Origin of the sequence: Halorhabdus tiamatea SARL4B, assembly GCF_000470655.1 — an archaeon.
Taxonomy (GTDB): Archaea; Halobacteriota; Halobacteria; order Halobacteriales; family Haloarculaceae; genus Halorhabdus; species Halorhabdus tiamatea.
The window spans coordinates 2764113-2783760 of sequence record NC_021921.1 but is presented as its reverse complement, the minus strand read 5'-3'; the positions used below and the strand labels follow the sequence as shown (position 1 = coordinate 2783760).

Below are 19648 nucleotides of genomic sequence, written 5' to 3'. Positions count from 1 at the left end.
ACATCAGCGTCAGACAGCGACACCGAAGAACCGAAACTAGAGAATCAAGAGACGAACGACTCAAAGCGTGCCAGGGCCTCCTTGAGGTCACCCAGCCCCGTCGCGTAGGAGACCCGGAGGTGATTCGCGCCTGCCTCGCCGAAGGCCGTCCCCGGCACGATCGCGACGCCCTCTGCCTCCAGTAACGCTTCGGCAAACGCCTCGCTGTCGTCCCACGGTGACTCCGGGAAGGCGTAGAACGCGCCGCTGGCCGGAAAACAGTCGACGCCCATCTCCTCGAAGCGCGAAAGGACGAACCGGCGTCGCCGGTTGTACTGATTTCGCATCTCGGTGACGTCGTCGTCACACCGACGAAGGGCCTCGATAGCCGCGTACTGGGCCGTCGTGGGTGCCGAAAGCATCGTGTACTGGTGGATGCGGTTCATCGCCCGGATCACGTCCGGCGGTCCGAGTGCGTACCCGAGTCGAAGGCCAGTCATCGCGTAGGCTTTCGAGAACCCGTTGAAGACGATCGTCCGCTCGCGCATGCCCGGCAGCGTCGCGATCGAGGTGTGGTCGTGCTCGTAACTCAGCTCCGAGTAGACCTCGTCGCTCAGGACCGCGAGGTCGTGCTCGCGGGCGAACTCGGCCACGCCGGCGAGTTCCTCGCGGGTCATCGTCGCGCCCGTGGGGTTGTTCGGGTAGTTCATGACGAGGACGTCAGCCTCGCTCGCGCCGTGTTCGGCCAGGACGGCAGGCGTCAGCGTGAACTCGTCTTCACGTCTGGTCGGCACTGACAGCGGTTCGCCGCCGGCGAAGATCACGCCGGGTTCGTAGGAGACGTACGCCGGCTTCGCGATCGCGACGGTGTCGCCGGGATCGACGATCGCTCTGAGCGCGAGATCCAGCGCCTCGCTGACGCCGGTCGTGACCAGGATCTCGTCGTCGGGATCGTAGGTGAGATCGTAACGTCGATCGACGGTTTCGGCGATCGCCTCGCGGAGTTCGAGTTTGCCACGATTGGCCGTATAGGAGGTCTTTCCCTGCTCTAGGGAGGCGATCGCGGATTCACGCGCGCTCCAGGGGGCCGAGAAGTCGGGTTCGCCCACGCCAAGGGAGATGATGTCGTCCTGTTGTTCGGCGAGTTCGAAGAACCGCCGGATCCCCGAGGGCGGCACCGCCTCGGCACGCTGGGAGGGCTCGAGGGTCATGGCGAGATCGAGAGACGATCGTCGTCGTCGCCGTCGCCGAACTCGATGCCGTTCTCCTTGTAGGAGTCCATCACGTAATGCGTCACGGTCTGGGTGATCTCGGGGATCGGCGCGACCTTCTCGCTGATGAACCACGACACCTCGCTCATCGAGTCGCCCTCCACCTCCATGAGGAAGTCGTAGTCGCCGCTCATCAGCCGCAGCGTGGTGACTTCGGGGTACTTCACGATCCGGTCGGCGATGTCGCTGTAGCTGGTCTCGCGATCGAGCGTGACGTTGAGTTCTACCGTCGCGCGTACGCGCTCCCGATCGAGCGCACCCCAGTCGACGACGGCCTGGTAGCCCCGGAGTGCCCCGGCGGCTTCGAGGTCGGCGATCGTCTCCTCGACAGCGTCTTCGTCCATGTCGGCCAATCGGGCGAGTTCGGCCGTCGAGTACCGGGCGTTCTCTCGAAGCAACTCCAGGAGTTCGTCGCGACTGTCCATATGCACCGACCCGCGAGGGTCGCCAATAAGGTTTGCTACCTCTCCTGCGATGGGGCTCGCCCAGCAACAACCGTTTGTTTAAGGAGTTGACCGCGTAATCCACCAGCCATGCAGCAGATCGATTCCGTCACCTCCGGCTGGGAATTCGTCGCCAGCAAGGAGGCCGCCGCGTCGCTCATCGGCGCGACGCTCGAACTCGATCCCGAGGAGACAGTCACGCGCTCGGAACTCGCGACGGCGGCCGACGTCCCGATGAAACGACTCTACCTCGAGGACACCGTCTCCGATCTCGTCAGGCTTGGTGTGCTCGAAGCTGTCGACACCGAATCCGAGCCCGTCTATACGGTTAACGACGACAGCGACATCCTCGCGGCCGCGGCCCGCTTCGAGGAGATCGCGACTGAACGCCTGGCGTCCGATTGAGTTTCTCACTGCGGAGCGAACTGCCTCACGATCGACCGCGTTCCGTGATAGCTAAGCCACGCGAGTCCGTCCCCTCGGAACGTGTCTTCGGCTGCGTCCACAAATGAATCCTCGCTCGTCGTGAGTCTCGTCGGCGGCTCTCACGTCGTCAACCACATGTACTTCATGCTGTTGCCGCCGATATTCGGGGCGTTGAAGGCCGATCTGGGCGTCAGCGATCCACAGGCCGGCGCGGCGCTGGGGCTGGTCGGCGTGGTGGTGACGGCGCTGCAGTTGCCACTGGGGTACGTCGCCGACGCCTACAGTCGGACGGCCGTCCTCGGACTCTCACTGTCGATGGGCGCACTCGGGGCCGCGCTGACGGCGACGGCGACTTCCTACCCGTGGTTGCTCGTCGCCGCGGCCGTGACGGGACTCGGCATCGCCGGCCACCACCCCGCACACTACCCGTTGCTCGCGGCGGCCACCGACCCGTCGACGCGCGGGCGAGCCTACAGCGTCCACGGGTTCACCGGTGTTCTCGGGTTCGCCGCGCCGCCGGCGATCGTCGGCGGGGCGAGCGCGCTCGGGTTCGACTGGCGCGTCGCCATCGGTGCGATCGCCGCCGTCGGGGGGATCTACGGCGTGGTCTGCCTGATGACCTTCCGCCGCGCGGTCAGTACCGACGTCACTCACCCCGATCCCGACCAGCGCCCCGAAGACGGCCTCGACGTTGCCGCAGTACCCTCTCGCGCGGCCCGCTGGTTCCAGTCCGTGCTGTCCTCGCCCGCGTTCGTCCTCCTCGGAATCCTGTGGTTCCTGACGTCGGTCGCCGCCTGGGGGATCAAAGCCTACACCGCGCCGCTGCTCTCGGGCACCTACGGCGTGGCCGACGGGACGGCGAACCTCGTGGTCGCGGCGATGCTGACGACCGGGGCCCTGTTGATCTTCCTCGGCGGGTGGCTGTCCGACCGGGTTTCGGCCGGAGCGGTCCTGCTCGTCGGCTATGTCGCGCTGATCGGTGTGGCGGGTCTCCTCGCCTGGGGCGCGCTCCCGACGGTCGCTGCGCTCGGGGTGGTGCTCGTCCTGAGCGCGACCGTCGATGGAAGTCGACCGGCACGCGCAAAACTCGCCGACGCGCTCTCGGCGGAGGGCGACGTGGGCAAGAACTTCGGCCTGCTCACTATCGGCATCTCCGGGGGCGGTGCAGTCGCGCCGCCCGCCTTCGGCGTCGTTCTCGGTTGGACTTCGATCGAGACCGTCTTCGGCATCATCGCCGGCGTCGGCGTCCTCGCGGTCGCGATGACGCTGGTCGTCGTCTCCGTGGGCGAACAGTCCCTGGACGGCTCGACGCAACCGGCCAAGTGACGTCAGTCAACCGGCCAAGTGACGTCAGTCAACCAGCCGAGTGACGTCAGTCGGCCTCCCGGGGCTGGTCGGCGACAGTCCTTCGAGGCGATATCGCCGGTGTCTCCACGTTTTTGTGTCGAGACGGTGTATCCCCGCTCGAACCATGACTGCACTCGACTCCGAACCCGAGGCCATCGAACGCGGCGAGGTCGCGCCGGCTTTCGAACTCCCCGGAACCGACGGCGAGACCCACGCGCTCGCGGACTTTGCCGACCACGAGGCTGTCCTCGTCGTGTTCACCTGCAATCACTGCCCGTACGCCAAAGCGAAGTTCGACCCGCTGAACGAACTCGCCGCCGAATACGACGACCTCGCGGTCGTCGGCATCAACTCGAACGATAGCGAGGAGTACCCCGACGACTCCTTCGAGCGGATGGTCGAACTCGTCGAGGACGGCACCATCGCCTACGACGCCTACCTCCGCGACGAGTCCCAGGACGTCGCCCGCGCGTACGGCGCTGTCTGTACGCCCGATCCCTTCCTGCTCGAGAACGACGGCGGCGAGTTCCGCCTGGCCTATCACGGCCGGATCGACGACGCGATGAGCCCCGACGAAGAACCTGAAACGTTCGAGATGCGCGAGGTCGTCGAGGATCTGCTCGCCGGCCGGGAACTTACCGACGAGTTCCGGCCGTCGCGTGGCTGCAACATCAAGTGGAAGGACGGCGGCGTCCGGCCCGAGTGAGCGTCACCGATTCCAGACTGTCGGACAGTCAAACTCGCGGGACAACCGTTTTCCCGCTGCCCCGCGATCGCGGTGTATGGCGCGACGACTTTCCTCCGCGCTCGTCGTTCTTGCCGTCGCAAGCGCCCTTTCGGCCCTTGCCGTCGGTCGGGCCGGCGTGCCGTGGTTCGGCCCTGACGGCGAGGCATTGCTCGTCGAGGGACTGACTGTCCTTGCGATCCTTTCGGCGGCTTTCGGGAGTTACTGGCTCGTCCTGGCATACCTCGCGTCCCACGCGGTAGACAAGCGCCGCCGCCACGACGCCCGGAATGTCCTTCGACTCGCGTTCGGGATCGTCGCGACCGTCGCGACGCTGGGGGCCCTCACCGACCAGTGGGTCGGGATGCTCGTCTCGCTGGGCGTCGTCGGCTTTGCGATCACTTTCGCCCTCCAGCAGCCCCTGTTCTCGCTGATCGGCTGGTTCTACATCCTCGTCAACCGCCCCTACCAGGTCGGCGATCGGATCGCCATCGAGGACACGCGCGGGGACGTCGTCTCGATCGGCTTCTTCGTCACGGAGGTCTGGGAGATCGACGGTGAGCTCGTCTCGACGAACCAGCCCTCGGGCCGGATCATCACCGTCCCGAACAGCGGCGTCCTCTCGAGTCACGTCGTCAACTTCTACGGCGAGGGCGTCCCGTACGTCTGGAACGAGCTATCCGTCCAGGTCGCCTACGAGACCGATCTGGACTTCGCGACGGACGTGATGATCGACGTCGCAGACGATCACCTCGGCGAAGAGATGGCCCGAGAGATCGCGAAGTACCGCGATCGCCTCGCGGAAACGCCCGTCGAACTCGACGTGGTCGAGGAGCCGACGGTCAACGTCCGCCAGGCGGAGTCCTGGGTCGAGTTGCGCCTCCGGTATCTCGTCCATCCCCGGCGGGGGACCCGCGCTCGAAACGCGATGTACGAGGCGATTCTTCGACGGTTCAACGACAATCCAGATCGCGTGGGCTTTCCGGTCAGTCGGAGTCGGTGAGCCGATCGCGGTGGCGACACGGGCCGAACGACCGACGCCGTTTTGACCGGAGCGAACCCAGTGAGGGTATGCCAACCGTCCCTGCATGGATTGAACAGTACGCGACAGTCGTCGGCCCGGAACCCGACGACGTTATCGAGGAGATGGACGCATACGCCGAACGCGAAGGGTTCCCGACGGTCGGCCCCGCAGTCGGCGGCTGGCTCGAAGTACTCGCGCGCATGGTCGATGCCGAGTCCGTCTTCGAGTTCGGATCGGGGTATGGCTACTCGGCGTACTGGTTCGCGCGCGGACTCGCCACGGACGGCGAGATCGTCCTCACGGAGATCGACGAGGACGAACTCGACCTCGCGCGGGAGTACCTCGAACGCAGCGAGTTCGACGCGACGTTCCAGTACGAACACGGCGACGCCATCGAGATCGTCGACGACTACGACGGCCCCTTCGACGTGGTCCTGATCGACAACGAGAAAACGCGCTATCGAGAGGCCTTCGAGGCCGTTCGCGAGAAGGTCGCCCCCGGTGGGATCGTCGTCGCCGACAACGCGATCGCCGGCGGCGGGATCGACGCCGATCGGGTGAGGGAACTGCTCACGGGCGAGGCCGAGACGGCCGGCGCGTCGACGGAAGGAATCGCGGCGTTCGTCAGGGCGATCCACGGCGATCCGCGCTTCGTGGCCTCGCTGTTGCCGGTCGGTGAGGGCGTCGTCGTCGCGGTCCGGACCGACTGATCGGCACCCGCGTTCCGGCCGCGGGCCGATTCTCGGCGTTGAAAACTGCAGGTCAATGACTTATATGGGAGGGCGGGAAAGGGGGAATAACGTTCAATGTACCCATGAGTCTGATGATCGACATCCGGAAGCTCGCGTTGTTCAACAAGATGGCCAAGGAGGGGGGCAACACGGTCGCCGAGCACCTCAGTACGATGACCGGGATGGAGACCGAGATGGAGATCACCAAGATCAACTTCATCGACGTCCCCGACATCAAGACCCACATCGGCGACGAGAAACAGATCGGGATCAGCATCGAACTCGAAGAGCCACCCCACGGCCACATTCTCTTTCTGCTGAACGCCGACAGCGCCAAGGATCTCGCTCAGGGCATGATGGGCGATATGGGTGGGGGAGAGCCCGACCAGGACGGGTTCACGGACATGGAGCGGTCGGCGATCCAGGAGATCGGCAACATCATGACCTCGGGGTTCATCGACGGGTGGGCCAACGTCCTCGAGACGACCATCGACATCTCGACGCCGACGTTCACCTACGGGCCAGGCAGCGGCATGGTCGACGAACTCGTCGGCGAACGGGATTCCGAAATGGCACTCATGTTCGACTCACGGGTCCAGGCACTCGATTCAGACATCGACGTGAAGGTCTACACCTTCCCGGAACTCGAAGAACTCGTCGAACTGATGCAGGAAATCGAAGTGTAGAATCGGCAGCTCGACGGAGTGTCCGGATCGAATCGACTCAGGCTGTCATCGGCGAGCGTGGATCGGCGATCCGATTCGAGTCGACACCCTGGTGACGGAGCTGTGCGGGTGTCACGTCGGACAGACAGGGGACGATCAGGTCCACGGCCAGTTCCTCGGCCGCCGCGGCGATCTCGTCGGCTGGACGACCATGCCGACAGTGTTCCTCGACGGTCACGCCGCGACGGTCCCCACTTTCGACGAGCGAGCGCAAGTGCTCGCGACCGTCGTCCTCGAGACAGTCGATCAACACCTCGGCGCTACTCAGTGCCGGCTCGCCGTACCGCTGGGTGTCGACGACGTACAGCACGTGGACCATCGCCTCTCGATCAGCCGCGAGATCGAACGCGTGTTGGATCCGCTCGGTTGACCGGCCGCTTCCGTCCGTCGGGACCAATATTTGTGTTGCCATGCTCCGCTCACTACCTTCCAATTGGTCGCCCACACCGATATATCTTTCTATTAATAAGTATGGTAATCCGAGGGGTGTGTCGGTGACCGCAGAGTGCGTTCCTGGCGAGAAATGCCGCCCAGGAAGGCCGATTCAATCAGGCTGCCGGCAAGTGGATCGTCACCGTCGTGCCGTCGGTCGTGTCGATCGAGACAGTGCCGTCGTAAGCGTCGACGACCGAGCGAATGACCCACAGGCCGACACCCGTTCCGTGTTCGAGTTGAGTAATCTCGGTGTCACCAGTGATCGAGACGCGTTCGTGCTCGGGGATTCCGGGGCCCTCGTCAGTGACGCTGATCTCGACGTGGCCGTCACTTCGGGCGGCCGAGACCGTCACCGGCCCGCCAGTGTGGACGATCGCGTTCTCGATTGCCTCTTCGAGCGCGGCGGCGAGTTTGTCGTCCGCGCGAACGGCCAGTGAGTCGGGCACAGCTAGTTCGACGTCGGCGTCGGGATAGTCAGCGAGGAGATTCTCGCGAACCGAGGAGACAATCTCGCGGACGTCGACTCCGCGTTCGGCGTCAGGATCGTGGTCGATCGCAGCCTGGAAAACGCCGAGTTTCTCGTTCATCGACGCCAGTCCGGTCGCTTTCGCCGCGATCGTCTCGGCCATCTTGGCCAGGCGGTCGTCCGCGAGTTCGGCAGTGAGTCCCTCGGCGTTTCCCAGCAGTACCTGGGCGTCGTTGCGGAGGTTGTGACGGACGATCCGGTTGAGGACGGCGAGTTTTTGACGTTCGCGTGCCAGTTCGCCGACCCTGATCCGGCGGACGTCGTTGACGCCGATGAGGACGTGTGCGACGGCACTGACGCCGAGCACGTCGGCGACGACGGCTGGTGGCAGCGAAACCGACGGGCTCGCGGCGACCAGAGCGAGGACAATCCCGAGAACGAGGACACCGAGCGCGTTCCAGCCGGCCACGCGGAGAACGTGATTGGTCCGGAGGGCGTCGAGCACGACCAGCGCCGCGCCTGCGGCCACGAGCGTGAGGCCGACGACGATGCCGAGGCCGGCCAGCGCCAGGTCATAGAGTGAGGCATAGCCGTTCCAGACGGCCGACAGCGCGATCGCGAAGACGACGGCACCGGTCGCACTCACCGACGCCCCACTGCCGAGACGGACGAAATCCATAGCCCAGGGTTTGGCTGTCGCCTGGATAACGATGACGACGCCGACAATCGTCGCGGGCGTAGCGACGCGTTCTCGACTCCCCGGTCCCGGAACACTCTTGAGGATGTGACACGCTCGATGAGCCGATGGACGACATTCGGTACGGCATCGTCGGCTGTGGCGCGATCGGGGAGATACACGCCGAGGCCGTCGAATCGGCCGACGGAGCGACGCTCGTCGCGTGTACGAGCCGATCGCTCGACGGGGCACGGGAGTTCGCCGACGCATACGACCTCGATGGGGCATACGACGACGTTGGCGAGATGATCGAGGGCAGCGATCTCGACGCCGTCAGCGTTTGCACACCGAGCGGGACCCACGCCGAAGTCGTGATCGAGGCAGCGAAGGCAGGTGCGGCCGTCCTCTGTGAGAAACCACTCGACGTCTACGCCGACCGAATGGATCGGATGATCGCCGCCTGCGAGGACGCCGGCGTGACGCTGGCGGGCGTCTTCCAGCAGCGCTTTCAGCCCGCGACCCGGCGGGCGAAGGCGGCGATCGAGGCCGGCGACCTCGGCGGGCCGGTACTCGGCGACGCCCAGGTCAAGTGGTTCCGACCACAGGCCTACTACGACGGGGCCGACTGGAAAGGGACGCGCGAATTCGACGGCGGTGTTCTCCTGAGCCAGGCGATCCACACGATCGACCGACTACAGTGGCTCGTGGGCGGCGTCGAGTCGGTACGAGCGGTGACCACCACCCACGACCGCGATCTCGCGGACGGGTGTGAGACAACCGCGGCACTCTCCCTGCGATTTGCGAACGGTGCGCTCGGGACAGTCTCGGCGACCACGGCGACGAAAGGTGGCGACGACCGTATCGAGATCAACGGCACCGACGGGTCGATCACGCTCGCCGGCGGCGATATCGCCGCCTTCGAGGTCGGCACTGGCGAGGAAACCAACTACGGGGCCGAGACGACTACCGTCGACGTCGACGTCGCGACCCTGGCGTGGGGCGAAGGCCACGCGCTGGCCGTCGAGGACTTCGTCGAGGCGCTTCGCGAGGGCCGAGACCCCGCCGTCCCTGGCCGGGAAGCGCGCCGGGCTGTCGACGTGATTCTCGCCGCGAAGGCGGCCGCAGTCCGGGACGAGGCAGTCGCCGTCGCGAACGTTCGTATGGGGCGGATTCCAGAAGCGAACGCGCCCGGACAGTGACCGGGAGAATCAGCCGTCAGATCGAGAGAAACATCCGCCAGGTCAGCGCCAGCGAACTCTCCCACACGTGTCAGATCTGGGTGCCGTTGGCACGAATCACGGCGGATCGGCGCGTCGAGCAATGACGACAATACCCAGGCGAAATCGAGTGACGCGGCTACTCTCAGGGGGACCCCTGTCTCGCTCGTGGGAACTATCATAATTATTCGGTAATTGACACAACAGAAACCCTTTTGTTCGACCCACCCCTGATTAAGACACGGCGCCTACTGGGGCCGATGATTTACCAATGACAGACAACGAACTCATCTGGCGAATCGCGGGTGGTTCCGGCGACGGGATCGCCTCGACGAGCCAGAATTTCGCCAAAGCCCTGATGCGGGCTGGGCTCAACATTTTCACGCACCGACACTACCCGTCGCGGATTCGCGGTGGCCACACGTACGTCGAAGTACGGGCCAAAGACGAGGAGGTAACCTCCCGTGGAGACGGGTATAACTTCCTGTTGTCGCTCGGTGACAGTTTCGCCCGGAACCCCGCGGAAGACGCCTACTACGGCAACGAGGAACGCAAACCCCTCGCCGAGAACCTCGACGAACTTCGGGAGGGTGGTGTCATCGTCTACGATACCGGCCTGTTCGACGAGGACGAAGTCGCCGAGTTGAACCTCGAAGAGCGTGCCGCGGAGAACGACTGGCACGTCTACCCGGTCAATCTCCGGGAGATCGCACGCGAACACGGCCGTGACGTCATGCGGAACACGGCCGGCGTCGGGATTACCGCCGCGCTGCTGGGGATGGACGTCTCCTATTTCGAGGAGCTCATCACCCAGAACATGTCCGGTGACATTCAGGAAGACAACCTGAACGTCCTCGCCGACGCCTACGAGCAGGCCCAGGACTTCGAGTTCACCCACGATCTCGAAGTTCCCACCGGCGACAACGAGACCGAGATGGCCCTGATGAACGGCTCGCAGTCGATCGCCTACGGCGCGTTCGACGAGGGCTGTCGGTTCATCTCCGGCTATCCGATGACGCCGTGGACAGAAGTGTTCACGATCATGTCTCAGCACATGAGCGAGTTCGGCGGCGTCGCCGAGCAGGTCGAAGACGAGATCGCCGCCGCGGCGATGGCGCTGGGCGCGAGTCACGCCGGCGTCAAGGCGATGTCCGGCTCCTCTGGCGGCGGATTCGCCCTGATGTCCGAGCCACTCGGCCTCGCTGAGATGACCGAGACGCCGATCGTGCTGGTCGAGGCGATGCGGGCCGGTCCCTCCACGGGGATGCCCACCAAGCCCGAGCAGGGCGACCTCGAACACGTTCTATATACGAGCCAGGGCGACTCCGCCCGCGTCGTCTTCGCGCCGGCAGGCGTCAAGGAAGCCTACGAGCAAACCCGGACAGCCTTCGAGATCGCCTACGACTACCAGATCCCGGCGATCGTCGTCTACGACCAGAAGATCGAGGGCGAACTCCGCTCGGTGCCGGTCGAGTTCTTCGACCGGGAACCCGACGCGGACCTCGGCAAAGTCCTCTCCGAGGCGGAGATCAAGGAAGCAGCCCACCACGAGGCGGGCGCGTTCCAGCGCTTCGACCCGAACGCCGAGGACGGCGTCAGTCCGCGGACCGTCCCCGGCCAGAAGGGCGGTCGCCACCTCACGTCGGGTAACGAGACCAACGACTACGGCCACATCGACGAGGACCCGGACAACCGGGTCGCCCACATGTCGCGTCGGATCGGCAAACTCGATACCATCCGCGAGGATCTCGACGCGGGCGAGACCAACCAGGCGTATCGTGGGCCCGAGGACGCCGAGTACGGCATCGTCACGTGGGGTAGCCAGCAGGGCACGGTCTTCGAGGCCGTCGATCGACTCAACGACGAGGGCCACTCGGTGAAGGCCATCGGCGTCAGCGATCTCATGCCCTACCCCGAGGCCGAGATGACCGAATTCTTAGAGAGTGTCGAGGAGGCGATCGTCGTCGAGATGAACGCCAGCGGGCAGTTCAAGGGGCTGACCCAGAAGGAACTCGGACGCTTTGGCGACAAACTCTCGAGTCTCCTGAAGTACAACGGCAACCCCTTCGAGCCGGCCGAGATCGTCGAGGGCTTCGAGGCCATCGTCGAGAACGAGCCCGACATCCCCGGCAATTCGACTACCTTCGTCCCAGCGGCAGGTGACTAACCATGAGTGCATTCAGCGCAATCGGCGAGGATCGCGAGATAGACAGCGAGGAGTATACCCCCGGCATCGAACCGCAGGCCACCTGGTGTCCGGGCTGTGGTGACTTCAGCGTCCTCAAGGCGCTCAAGCAGGCGATGCCGGAAGTCGGCCGCACGCCCGAGGAAGTGCTGACGGTCACCGGGATCGGGTGTTCGAGCAAGCTCAATTCGTATTTCGACTCCTACGGATTCCACTCGATTCACGGTCGATCGCTCCCGATCGCCCGGGCCGCCAAACTCGCCAACCCCGACCTCGAAGTGATCGCGGCCGGCGGCGACGGCGACGGCTACGGCATCGGTGGCAACCACTTCATGCACACGGCCCGGGAGAACCACGACATGACCTACATCGTGTTCAACAACGAGATCTTCGGGCTGACGAAGGGCCAGACGTCCCCGACCAGCCCCAAGGGCCACAAGTCCAAGACCCAGCCCCACGGCAGCGCCAAGTCCCCGATCCGGCCGCTGAGCCTGGCGTTGACATCCGGGGCGTCCTACATCGCCCGGACGGCCGCGGTCAACCCCAACCAGGCCAAGGAGATTCTCGTGGAAGCAATCGAACACGACGGGTTCGCCCACGTCGACTTCCTCACGCAGTGTCCGACCTGGAACAAGGACGCAAAGCAGTACGTCCCCTACACTGACGTCCAGGAGTCCGAGGACTACGACTTCGACGTCACCGATCGCCGGGAAGCCGGCGAGATGATGCACGAGGTCGAGGACAAGCTCTACGAGGGCGAGATCCTCACAGGCCGGTTCTACGTCGAGGAGGACCGCCCGTCCTACACCGAAGAGAAGCAGGCGACCGACGAGATGCCCGAGGATCCGCTGGCCGGGAAGTACTTCGACGACGACGCCGAGTGGAAGCGCAGCTACGACCTCCTCGAACGTCACACGTAAACGTCCCACGTCACGCCGATCGGCCGTCCCGCTCGCCCGAAGCCGGATATTACTTTCACGTTCGGAAGATATTTTTCGACGTAACGGAAAAGAACGTTCATGAGCGCCGAAGCGACGGAAAAACGAATACTCGAGGTGTTAGAGGCGGACGCCCAGGCCTCCTACGCCGAGATCGCCGACCAGGTAGGTGTATCGAAACCGACTGTCCGGAAATATATCCAGCGACTCGAAGACGACGGCGTCATCGTGGGGTACTCTGCCGACGTCGATCCGAAGAAGCTCCCCGGTGAAACCATCGCGATCGTCGGCGTCGACGTCGAGAGCGAGGCGTACGTCGACATCTCGCGTGCACTGAAGGACGTCGACGCGATCGAAGCGTTGTACACCTCCAGCGGCGACCATACGCTGATGGCCGAGATGCGCGCGCCGGACGGTGACGCACTCGGGGACGTCATCAACGACGAGATCAGGTCGCTCGAGGGCGTCGCCGCCGTCCACCCATCGTTTTTGCAAGAACGCTTGAAGTAGAATCCATATCCCGCAATGCATACTGTCGGCTAGACGCCTGTGAGCACTATCGGCTCCACGGTGGGCCGAACATCTTCACAAAGGTAGCCCCGACAGTATCAGTCAGCAGGCCGTTGATGCTCCGTCTTTTCCCTCGATAGGGGGGAATGTCGCCTCTTTGCGCACGTTCACGTTGGCCAGCGTACACGAGACGTGCGTGGGTCTAACATGAACGAAGATGATACTATCGGGCTCGAAGCCCGGTTACCGGATCAGGAGTACTATCGACCGCCCCCGAAGTTCGTCGGGCAGGCGAACGGTACCGATCCCGACATCTACGAGCGCTTCGAGGACTTTCCGGACGGGTTCAGTGAGTACGCCGAACTGCTGACCTGGGACGAACGCTGGGACGAAACTTTCGACGGGAGCGACCCGCCATTCTTCGAGTGGTTCGTCGGCGGCTCACTGAACGCGTCGGTCAACTGCGTGGATCGACACCTCGAAGAGCGAAAGAACCAGGCCGCCCTCATCTGGGAAGGTGAGGGTGGCGAGGCCCGGACCATCACGTATCAGGATCTCTATCGGCAGGTCAACGAGATGGCGGCTGTCCTGCGCGAGGTCGGCGTCGAGGAGGACGACGTGGTCACGCTGCACCTCCCGATGGTCCCGGCGTTGCCCATCACGATGCTCGCGTGTGCCCGGATCGGTGCCGTCCATTCGGTCGTCTTCGCGGGCTTCTCGGCGAACGCCCTGGCCGACCGTCTCGTCGACGCGGACAGCGACGTCCTCGTGTCGATCGACGGGTACTACCGTCGCGGTGAGTGGCTCGATCACAAGGCGAAGGCCGACGAAGCAATCGACACCGAGGAGACGGCCGTCGAGACCGCACTGCTGTGGTCGCGTCACGACGACCTTCACGAGGGCGTCGAACTCACCGGCGACGATCCATACGTCCTCGTCGACGACGTGCTCGCCGAGAAGCAGGGTGCCCACGTCGAACCCGTCGCCCGCGACGCAGAGGACCCCCTCTTTTTGATGTATACCTCGGGCACGACGGGCAAGCCCAAGGGCTGTCAACATCGCACGGGCGGCTACCTGGCGTACGCCGCGGGCACCTCGAAGTATGTCCTCGACATCAAGACGACGGACACCTACTGGTGTGCGGCGGACATCGGCTGGATCACCGGCCACTCCTACATCGTCTACGGCCCGCTCGCCCTGGGCACGACGAGCGTCATGTACGAGGGAACACCGGACTATCCAGACCGCTCGCGGCTCTGGGAGATCGCAGAACGCTACGATGTCGACATCTTCCACACCTCGCCGACAGCGATTCGGCAGTTCATGAAGTGGGGCGAGGAGCACCTCGCGGGCTATGACTTCGACTTTCGCCACCTGACGACCGTCGGCGAACCGATCCAGCCCGAAGCCTGGCAGTGGTACTACGACCACGTCGGCGACGAGGATGCGGTCATCGTCGACACGTGGTGGCAGACCGAGACCGGCGGCCACCTCATCACCAACCTCCCTGCCCTCGAGGACATGAAACCGGGCAGTGCAGGCCGACCGTGTCCCGGGATCGAACCGGCACTCTACGAGGACGACGGCACGGAGATCGAAGCGGCGAGTGGCCGGGCCGGCAACCTCGTGATCGAGCGCCCCTGGCCGGGGATGCTCCAGACGGTCTATGGCGACGACGACCGGTTTATCGACGAGTACTGGCGGCGCTTCTCGGACACCGACAGCGACGACTGGCGTGACTGGGTGTACAAGACCGGCGACGGCGCAGTCCACGGCCAGGACGGCTACTATCGCGTCCTCGGCCGGCTCGACGACGTCATGAACGTCTCCGGCCATCGCCTCGGAACGATGGAACTGGAAAGCGCCGTCGCCGAGGTCGAGGCGATCGCCGAGGCCGCCGTCGTCGCCCGCGAGGATCGAGAGCGGGGGCACGTCCCGGACGTCTACGTCGTGCTCAGAGACGGCGTCGAGGGCAGTGACGACGTCCGAAAGCAGGTCATCGCGTCCGTCGAGGACGAGATCGGCGCATTCGCCCGCCCCGATCGCGTCCTGTTTGTCTCGGCTCTCCCGAAGACCCGCTCGGGGAAGATCATGCGTCGCGTCCTCGAAAACATCTCGAACAAAGAGGACCTCGGCGATACGACAACGCTCCGTGACCCGTCCGTCCCCGATCAAATCCGCGAGCAAGTCCAGACAAACGGTGGCCAGTCCCCACGCTCGTAGCCACGGCGGGACTCCATCGCCAGAACTCGACAATCCAACACCCGAATACCAGTCCAACGATGAGACAGGGGTTTTAGGTTCCTTGGCCCGATGGTCAGACCATGCGCACGCGGCTGGTGGTGGGAACCGGCTCGATCGCTCGGGCCGTCATCGACTCGCTGTGTGACCGACCCGGCCGTCTGCTGGTCACTGGATCCGACGAGGAGACCGATCAACCCTGTGAGACCGACGCGGCCGAGACACTGTCCGTCGATCCGACCTCTCAGACACAACTGGCGGCGGTCGAGGCAGACGTCGAGACAGTCGTCGTTACGGCCGAGACACTTGCGGAGAACCTGCTGATCGCACATGCGGCTCGTCGGGCGTTCCCAGCCGCCTTCCTGCTGGTGTACGCGGGTGCCGACGGGAGAGAAGGGCAAACCGGGCAGCGTGAGGCGGCACTGGCCGATCTCAGATCCGTCGCCGACCGAGTCGTCGATCCTGGCGCGGTGCTTGGCTCCCATCTTAGTGAGCGCATCGAGACGGGTGGCATCTCAGTCCACAAACTCCGTCGTGTGATCGAAGACATCGAGGGGACGCTCGCGGTCGTGATGCACGACAATCCGGATCCCGACGCCATCGCGAGCGCCCTCGCGCTGGTCCGGATCGCCGAGCGCATGGGCCAGTCGGCCACAGCGTGTTACTACGGGTCGATCAACCACCAGCAGAACCGCGCGTTCGTCAACTTGCTCGAACTCGATCTCAGGGCGCTGGAGCCGGATGCGGACCTCTCGGAGTTCGGCGGGTTCGCGCTGGTCGATCACGGCCGCCCGGGGATCAACGACGGGCTGCCACCAGAGACAACAGTCGATGTCGTCATCGACCACCATCCGCCACGCGGTCCGATCAGCGCAGCCTTCACCGACCTCCGAAGCGGCGTCGGAGCGACGAGTACGTTACTAGTGGACTACCTCAGACGGCTCGATATCGACCCCACAGAGACGCTCGCGACGGCACTGTTGTTCGGGATCAGGGTCGACACCGACGAGTTCACGCGGGAGGTCTCAGTCGCCGACTTCGAGGCCGCCGCGTTCCTGCTCCAGAACGCGGATTTAGGCGTCCTCGAGCGGATCGAGGAGCCAAGTATGAGTTCCGATACTCTCGAGACGATCGCCGAAGCGATCCACAGTCGGACGCGCCACGGTCCCGTGGTCGTGAGCGGCGTCGGCGAGTTACGTGACAGGGACGCCCTCGCACAGGCCGCAGACCGCCTGCTCGCGATCGAAGACGTCACGACGACGCTGGTCTACGGATTGGATGCCGGGACAGTGTACGTCTCCGCACGTTCACGGGGAACAGATCTGGACCTCGGAGAGACACTGCGGACCGCCTTCGGCCAGATCGGCAGCGCCGGCGGCCACGCTGACATGGCCGGTGCACAACTCGAACTCGGGGTCTTAGAGGACAGCAGCAACGACGATCTCCAGCACATCGTTGGGGATATCGTCACCGATCGGTTCCTCGACGTCCTCGAAATGCATCCGTCCCAGTTGCCCTTCGACCTCCTGGGAGTGGACACTGACTTGCCGGAGGCCGCCACACCGACGGCGTCCCGCCCCGAGACGATCCGCGCCAGCGATTCGGGAGCGGACCGGTCCGATGATCCCGTGGACCGCTATCGAGTCGGGGAGTCCGACTCGGCCACGGAGCGAGACGACGAACCGGACCGGAGCGCAGTAGACGACGAACCGGACCGGAGCGCAGTAGACGACAACGACGGGACGTGACGCGCTTCCAGCGAGAGATTTTTACCTGCGGATCACGCACCGATAGTGATGGCCAGTTCTGAGGAGTCTCTGACCGTCGGAGATTACATGACCCACGAGGTCTCGACGGTCGCGCCGGAGGACACAGTTGCGGACGTAGCGAGTCGCATTGCCGACAGCGGGGGCCACACCGGATTTCCGGTCTGCAGTGGTCGAGACGTACATGGCTTCGTGAGCGCGAGCGATCTTCTGCTCGCCGCCGACGACCTGCCGGTTACCGAGGTGATGTCGAAAGACCTGATGGTCGCCCACCCTGATATGGATCTCGACGACGTCGCCCGTGTCATCCTCCGGTCGGGGATCCAGCGGTTGCCCGTCCTCGACGACGACGGCCAGCTCGTCGGGATCATTTCCAACGCCGACGTCATTCGGAGCCAGATCGAGCGGGCGACCCCCGACAAGGTCGAACAGCTACTGAACACGATCGAGGACGTCCACGACGTCGATGCCCGTCAGGAACGTCGGGTCGTCGACCTCGCCGACCTCACGCCGACCCAGACGAAAGTGTACGGTGACGAACTCGAAGGCCGGATGTACGAACTCGAACGCGGCCTCGCCGAGCCCCTGGTGGTCATCGACAACGCCGGGAATCTCCTGCTCGCGGACGGCCACCACCGGACGACAGCCGCCGCCGAGCTCGGTATCGAAGAGATGGACGCCTACGTCATCGCCGTCGAGGAGCCAGTCGACCTGGAGATGGCCAAGACCACGACGGAGGAAGGCTTAGAGTCGATCGAGGACATCACAATCGTCGACTACGCGCGACACCCGCTCGTCGAGTCGACCGAACGCGAGACCGGCGACACGGAGTGACCGATCGCCGAAGACTGTCCGGGCCACCCATCGACGACGGTAGTGTTCGCGAAGGTCTGAGAACGCGCGCACATCGCCCGCACGCCGGCGTGTCAGCCATAGTATTCGTTGATCCCGACGACGTCGAGCGTGCTCGTCTCGCGGCTCTCGGTGTGGAGATACATTCTCCAGTATGATCCCGGACACAGAACTTGATGGTTTCGACGGGGGCTGATTGTCGAGGGCGATTCCCCAAAGCGAACGCTGAAGCACCTCAGGCCGCACGATTTGCGGTATCGCTCGAATGGGACCCGTTGATCAACCCCCTTCTGACATCGACTGATCGATATCGACGCGAGGCAAGTGAGTTACCATCACATGGAAATCACAAATCAGTGGAAACATACGACTCGATATAGAAGCACCAGCGTAGGAATGAATCGTGGGTTTGGGATATCGCGTAACTCGCTCATCTGGTCTCTCATGTTCGTCGTCATGGCGGGTCCGCTCGTCGCGATCACGCTCATCATGATACCGCAGGTCGAAGAGGTGGCCGACCTGCCGTTAGTCATCTTCTTCGGGTCGTTGGCAATCATCGCTGTCGTTGGCGTTTGGCGAAAGCTAACCGACAGGGACGACGAGCATCCCCGGACCGCGGCGGATGTCGCGTACAATCCGCTCTCGCCAGGAGAGATGGCCAAAGACAACTGGCGAAAGGCAATTCGGCGCATACCCGGCGACGAGGACGACGACTGATCGCTCCTTACCCAAGGCGTTCGGCGTACTGATAATCGGCGTCCCGGGCCTCAGGGGCTTCGCCGTCAAGGGTAATGATCCACCCATCGAGCGCGTCCGGATCGGCAATCGCGTTCGTGACGGTGGTTCGCACGTCGAGCAGGTCAATCCCGTAGTAGTCACGCGGAACGTCCCGGAGGTACTGCAGGGCAGTCTCGAAGAGACTCCGCATCCCGTCGTCGTTCTCGAAGTCGTAGTGTTTGTACGCGCCCGCAGCGACCTGGACCATCCCGTGGAGGAACGCACTCTCGGTGGTGCCACGCCCGTAGTTGAACCACTCGTCTTCGAAGCAATCATGCGATTCGTGGAACGCGCCGTCGTTGTACAGCGCGACGCCGTGGACGACTGCACGCCGGAGGGTCGCGTGCTCCCATTGCTCGGCGTCGGGGTCCCACCCCGTCGGCGACCCCGCCGGCGGCCCGACGCTGTCGTCGCGCGTATGTTCGTCCATTACTGGGGAGGACGACTCACAAACGGGTAATTCCGTCGGCTGTGACAACTTCCAACGACCGCCGTCACCCCCGATCGAAACCGGGCCATTTAACCCCCAGAACGGACTGGATTCGGATGCGTGCGAGGGTAGCCAAGCCTGGAAACGGCGGCGGACTCAAGATCCGCTCCCGTAGGGGTCCATGCGTTCAAATCGCATCCCTCGCACTGGCGGGCCCACGCGGCCCCTCGCAAGTGCAGGAAGGTCGGCGAGGTCGCGAAGCGACCTCGAAGCGAACGGCGCGTCGCGCCGTGAGCTGGAGCGGTCTTCCCTCGCAAAATCTCTCGGACAAAGTCATCGCGTAGACAAATCTATACACAGCCGCGGACGCAAGATCCGCTCCCGTAGGGTTCTCGTGAGTAGCGAGGGAGCGTACGCTCTCTCGGACCATTCGCGGCAAGGCCGCGCGAAGATGCGTCGAGACGCGACCGTCAGAAGCGTCTCGG

At 64.2% G+C, this 19648-nt stretch carries 19 protein-coding genes and 1 tRNA gene; 15 read left to right on the top strand and 5 right to left on the bottom strand.

Annotated features, from left to right (window positions below):
* Positions 1-44: 44 nt before the first annotated feature.
* Both HTIA_RS13700 and HTIA_RS13695 read right to left on the bottom strand, forming a co-directional pair.
* Positions 45-1190 carry a pyridoxal phosphate-dependent aminotransferase gene (locus tag HTIA_RS13700; RefSeq protein ID WP_008525347.1) on the bottom strand — a complete coding sequence of 382 codons (1146 nt, stop codon included), beginning with the start codon at positions 1188-1190 and terminating at the stop codon, positions 45-47.
* Positions 1187-1675: an Lrp/AsnC family transcriptional regulator gene (locus HTIA_RS13695; protein ID WP_008525348.1), complete on the bottom strand. Its 489-nt coding sequence runs from the start codon at positions 1673-1675 to the stop codon at positions 1187-1189. Before HTIA_RS13695 ends, HTIA_RS13700 begins: the two co-directional genes overlap by 4 nt.
* A gap of 108 nt (positions 1676-1783) precedes the next feature.
* Between HTIA_RS13695 and HTIA_RS13690 the strand changes: the two genes are divergently transcribed.
* The 6 genes from HTIA_RS13690 to HTIA_RS13665 all read left to right on the top strand — a co-directional run bounded on the left by HTIA_RS13690 (position 1784) and on the right by HTIA_RS13665 (position 6631).
* Positions 1784-2098, top strand: coding sequence for a hypothetical protein (locus tag HTIA_RS13690; RefSeq protein ID WP_008525349.1), 315 nt, complete (start codon positions 1784-1786; stop codon positions 2096-2098).
* 81 nt (positions 2099-2179) lie between these two features.
* On the top strand, positions 2180-3445 hold the full coding sequence (locus tag HTIA_RS13685) for an MFS transporter (protein ID WP_044950824.1): 1266 nt from the start codon (positions 2180-2182) through the stop codon (positions 3443-3445).
* Between the two features lie 145 nt (positions 3446-3590).
* The gene (locus tag HTIA_RS13680) at positions 3591-4172 is read left to right on the top strand and encodes a thioredoxin family protein (RefSeq protein WP_008525351.1); all 582 of its coding nucleotides are present in this window, start codon (positions 3591-3593) and stop codon (positions 4170-4172) included.
* A 76-nt stretch (positions 4173-4248) separates the two neighbouring features.
* Positions 4249-5193, top strand: coding sequence for a mechanosensitive ion channel family protein (locus HTIA_RS13675; RefSeq protein ID WP_008525352.1), 945 nt, complete (start codon positions 4249-4251; stop codon positions 5191-5193).
* 68 nt (positions 5194-5261) lie between these two features.
* Positions 5262-5924, top strand: a complete 663-nt coding sequence (locus tag HTIA_RS13670) for an O-methyltransferase (RefSeq protein WP_008525353.1) — start codon at positions 5262-5264, stop codon at positions 5922-5924.
* A 104-nt stretch (positions 5925-6028) separates the two neighbouring features.
* The gene (locus HTIA_RS13665; protein WP_008525354.1) at positions 6029-6631 is read left to right on the top strand and encodes a chemotaxis protein CheC; all 603 of its coding nucleotides are present in this window, start codon (positions 6029-6031) and stop codon (positions 6629-6631) included.
* Between the two features lie 37 nt (positions 6632-6668).
* Here HTIA_RS13665 and HTIA_RS13660 read toward each other — a convergent pair whose 3' ends face one another.
* Together HTIA_RS13660 and HTIA_RS13655 are read right to left on the bottom strand one after the other, a co-directional pair.
* Positions 6669-7082 carry a universal stress protein gene (locus HTIA_RS13660; RefSeq protein WP_021029763.1) on the bottom strand — a complete coding sequence of 138 codons (414 nt, stop codon included), beginning with the start codon at positions 7080-7082 and terminating at the stop codon, positions 6669-6671.
* Between the two features lie 136 nt (positions 7083-7218).
* Complete coding sequence (locus HTIA_RS13655) at positions 7219-8250, bottom strand: sensor histidine kinase (protein ID WP_008525357.1); 1032 nt, start codon at positions 8248-8250, stop codon at positions 7219-7221.
* 125 nt (positions 8251-8375) lie between these two features.
* Here HTIA_RS13655 and HTIA_RS13650 point away from each other — a divergent pair, with 125 nt between their 5' ends.
* From HTIA_RS13650 to HTIA_RS13615, 8 genes are all read left to right on the top strand, one after another.
* Positions 8376-9446 carry a Gfo/Idh/MocA family protein gene (locus HTIA_RS13650; protein ID WP_008525360.1) on the top strand — a complete coding sequence of 357 codons (1071 nt, stop codon included), beginning with the start codon at positions 8376-8378 and terminating at the stop codon, positions 9444-9446.
* A 289-nt stretch (positions 9447-9735) separates the two neighbouring features.
* Entirely contained in the window at positions 9736-11631 is a 1896-nt protein-coding gene (locus tag HTIA_RS13645) for a 2-oxoacid:acceptor oxidoreductase subunit alpha (protein ID WP_008525361.1), read from the top strand.
* A gap of 2 nt (positions 11632-11633) precedes the next feature.
* Complete coding sequence (locus HTIA_RS13640; protein WP_008525364.1) at positions 11634-12569, top strand: thiamine pyrophosphate-dependent enzyme; 936 nt, start codon at positions 11634-11636, stop codon at positions 12567-12569.
* 99 nt (positions 12570-12668) lie between these two features.
* The gene (lrpA1, locus tag HTIA_RS13635) at positions 12669-13097 is read left to right on the top strand and encodes an HTH-type transcriptional regulator LrpA1 (protein WP_008525366.1); all 429 of its coding nucleotides are present in this window, start codon (positions 12669-12671) and stop codon (positions 13095-13097) included.
* Positions 13098-13304: 207 nt separating this feature from the next.
* Positions 13305-15320 carry an acetate--CoA ligase gene (acs, locus tag HTIA_RS13630; protein WP_008525368.1) on the top strand — a complete coding sequence of 672 codons (2016 nt, stop codon included), beginning with the start codon at positions 13305-13307 and terminating at the stop codon, positions 15318-15320.
* A gap of 101 nt (positions 15321-15421) precedes the next feature.
* On the top strand, positions 15422-17086 hold the full coding sequence (locus tag HTIA_RS13625) for a DHH family phosphoesterase (protein ID WP_008525369.1): 1665 nt from the start codon (positions 15422-15424) through the stop codon (positions 17084-17086).
* A gap of 48 nt (positions 17087-17134) precedes the next feature.
* The gene (locus HTIA_RS13620; RefSeq protein WP_008525370.1) at positions 17135-17938 is read left to right on the top strand and encodes a CBS domain-containing ParB/RepB/Spo0J family partition protein; all 804 of its coding nucleotides are present in this window, start codon (positions 17135-17137) and stop codon (positions 17936-17938) included.
* 474 nt (positions 17939-18412) lie between these two features.
* Entirely contained in the window at positions 18413-18673 is a 261-nt protein-coding gene (locus HTIA_RS13615) for a hypothetical protein (protein WP_049816611.1), read from the top strand.
* A 7-nt stretch (positions 18674-18680) separates the two neighbouring features.
* Here the strand turns inward: HTIA_RS13615 and HTIA_RS13610 are convergent, their stop codons facing one another.
* A complete protein-coding gene (locus tag HTIA_RS13610; RefSeq protein ID WP_008525372.1) occupies positions 18681-19163 on the bottom strand; it encodes a DUF309 domain-containing protein in 483 nt (160 codons plus the stop codon).
* A gap of 122 nt (positions 19164-19285) precedes the next feature.
* Between HTIA_RS13610 and HTIA_RS13605 the strand changes: the two genes are divergently transcribed.
* Positions 19286-19369: transfer RNA gene (locus tag HTIA_RS13605), tRNA-Leu, on the top strand.
* Positions 19370-19648 lie beyond the last annotated feature (279 nt).

What these genes read in the sequence shown, in the direction of transcription:
- HTIA_RS13700 (WP_008525347.1), bottom strand. Translation starts at nt 1,190, where the DNA reads ATGACCCTCGAGCCCTCCCAGCGTGCCGAGGCGGTGCCGCCCTCGGGG.
- HTIA_RS13695 (WP_008525348.1), bottom strand. Translation starts at nt 1,675, where the DNA reads ATGGACAGTCGCGACGAACTCCTGGAGTTGCTTCGAGAGAACGCCCGG.
- HTIA_RS13690 (WP_008525349.1), top strand. Translation starts at nt 1,784, where the DNA reads ATGCAGCAGATCGATTCCGTCACCTCCGGCTGGGAATTCGTCGCCAGC.
- HTIA_RS13680 (WP_008525351.1), top strand. Translation starts at nt 3,591, where the DNA reads ATGACTGCACTCGACTCCGAACCCGAGGCCATCGAACGCGGCGAGGTC.
- HTIA_RS13675 (WP_008525352.1), top strand. Translation starts at nt 4,249, where the DNA reads ATGGCGCGACGACTTTCCTCCGCGCTCGTCGTTCTTGCCGTCGCAAGC.
- HTIA_RS13670 (WP_008525353.1), top strand. Translation starts at nt 5,262, where the DNA reads ATGCCAACCGTCCCTGCATGGATTGAACAGTACGCGACAGTCGTCGGC.
- HTIA_RS13665 (WP_008525354.1), top strand. Translation starts at nt 6,029, where the DNA reads ATGAGTCTGATGATCGACATCCGGAAGCTCGCGTTGTTCAACAAGATG.
- HTIA_RS13660 (WP_021029763.1), bottom strand. Translation starts at nt 7,082, where the DNA reads ATGGCAACACAAATATTGGTCCCGACGGACGGAAGCGGCCGGTCAACC.
- HTIA_RS13655 (WP_008525357.1), bottom strand. Translation starts at nt 8,250, where the DNA reads ATGGATTTCGTCCGTCTCGGCAGTGGGGCGTCGGTGAGTGCGACCGGT.
- HTIA_RS13650 (WP_008525360.1), top strand. Translation starts at nt 8,376, where the DNA reads ATGGACGACATTCGGTACGGCATCGTCGGCTGTGGCGCGATCGGGGAG.
- HTIA_RS13645 (WP_008525361.1), top strand. Translation starts at nt 9,736, where the DNA reads ATGACAGACAACGAACTCATCTGGCGAATCGCGGGTGGTTCCGGCGAC.
- HTIA_RS13640 (WP_008525364.1), top strand. Translation starts at nt 11,634, where the DNA reads ATGAGTGCATTCAGCGCAATCGGCGAGGATCGCGAGATAGACAGCGAG.
- lrpA1 (WP_008525366.1), top strand. Translation starts at nt 12,669, where the DNA reads ATGAGCGCCGAAGCGACGGAAAAACGAATACTCGAGGTGTTAGAGGCG.
- acs (WP_008525368.1), top strand. Translation starts at nt 13,305, where the DNA reads ATGAACGAAGATGATACTATCGGGCTCGAAGCCCGGTTACCGGATCAG.
- HTIA_RS13625 (WP_008525369.1), top strand. Translation starts at nt 15,422, where the DNA reads ATGCGCACGCGGCTGGTGGTGGGAACCGGCTCGATCGCTCGGGCCGTC.
- HTIA_RS13620 (WP_008525370.1), top strand. Translation starts at nt 17,135, where the DNA reads ATGGCCAGTTCTGAGGAGTCTCTGACCGTCGGAGATTACATGACCCAC.
- HTIA_RS13615 (WP_049816611.1), top strand. Translation starts at nt 18,413, where the DNA reads ATGGCGGGTCCGCTCGTCGCGATCACGCTCATCATGATACCGCAGGTC.
- HTIA_RS13610 (WP_008525372.1), bottom strand. Translation starts at nt 19,163, where the DNA reads ATGGACGAACATACGCGCGACGACAGCGTCGGGCCGCCGGCGGGGTCG.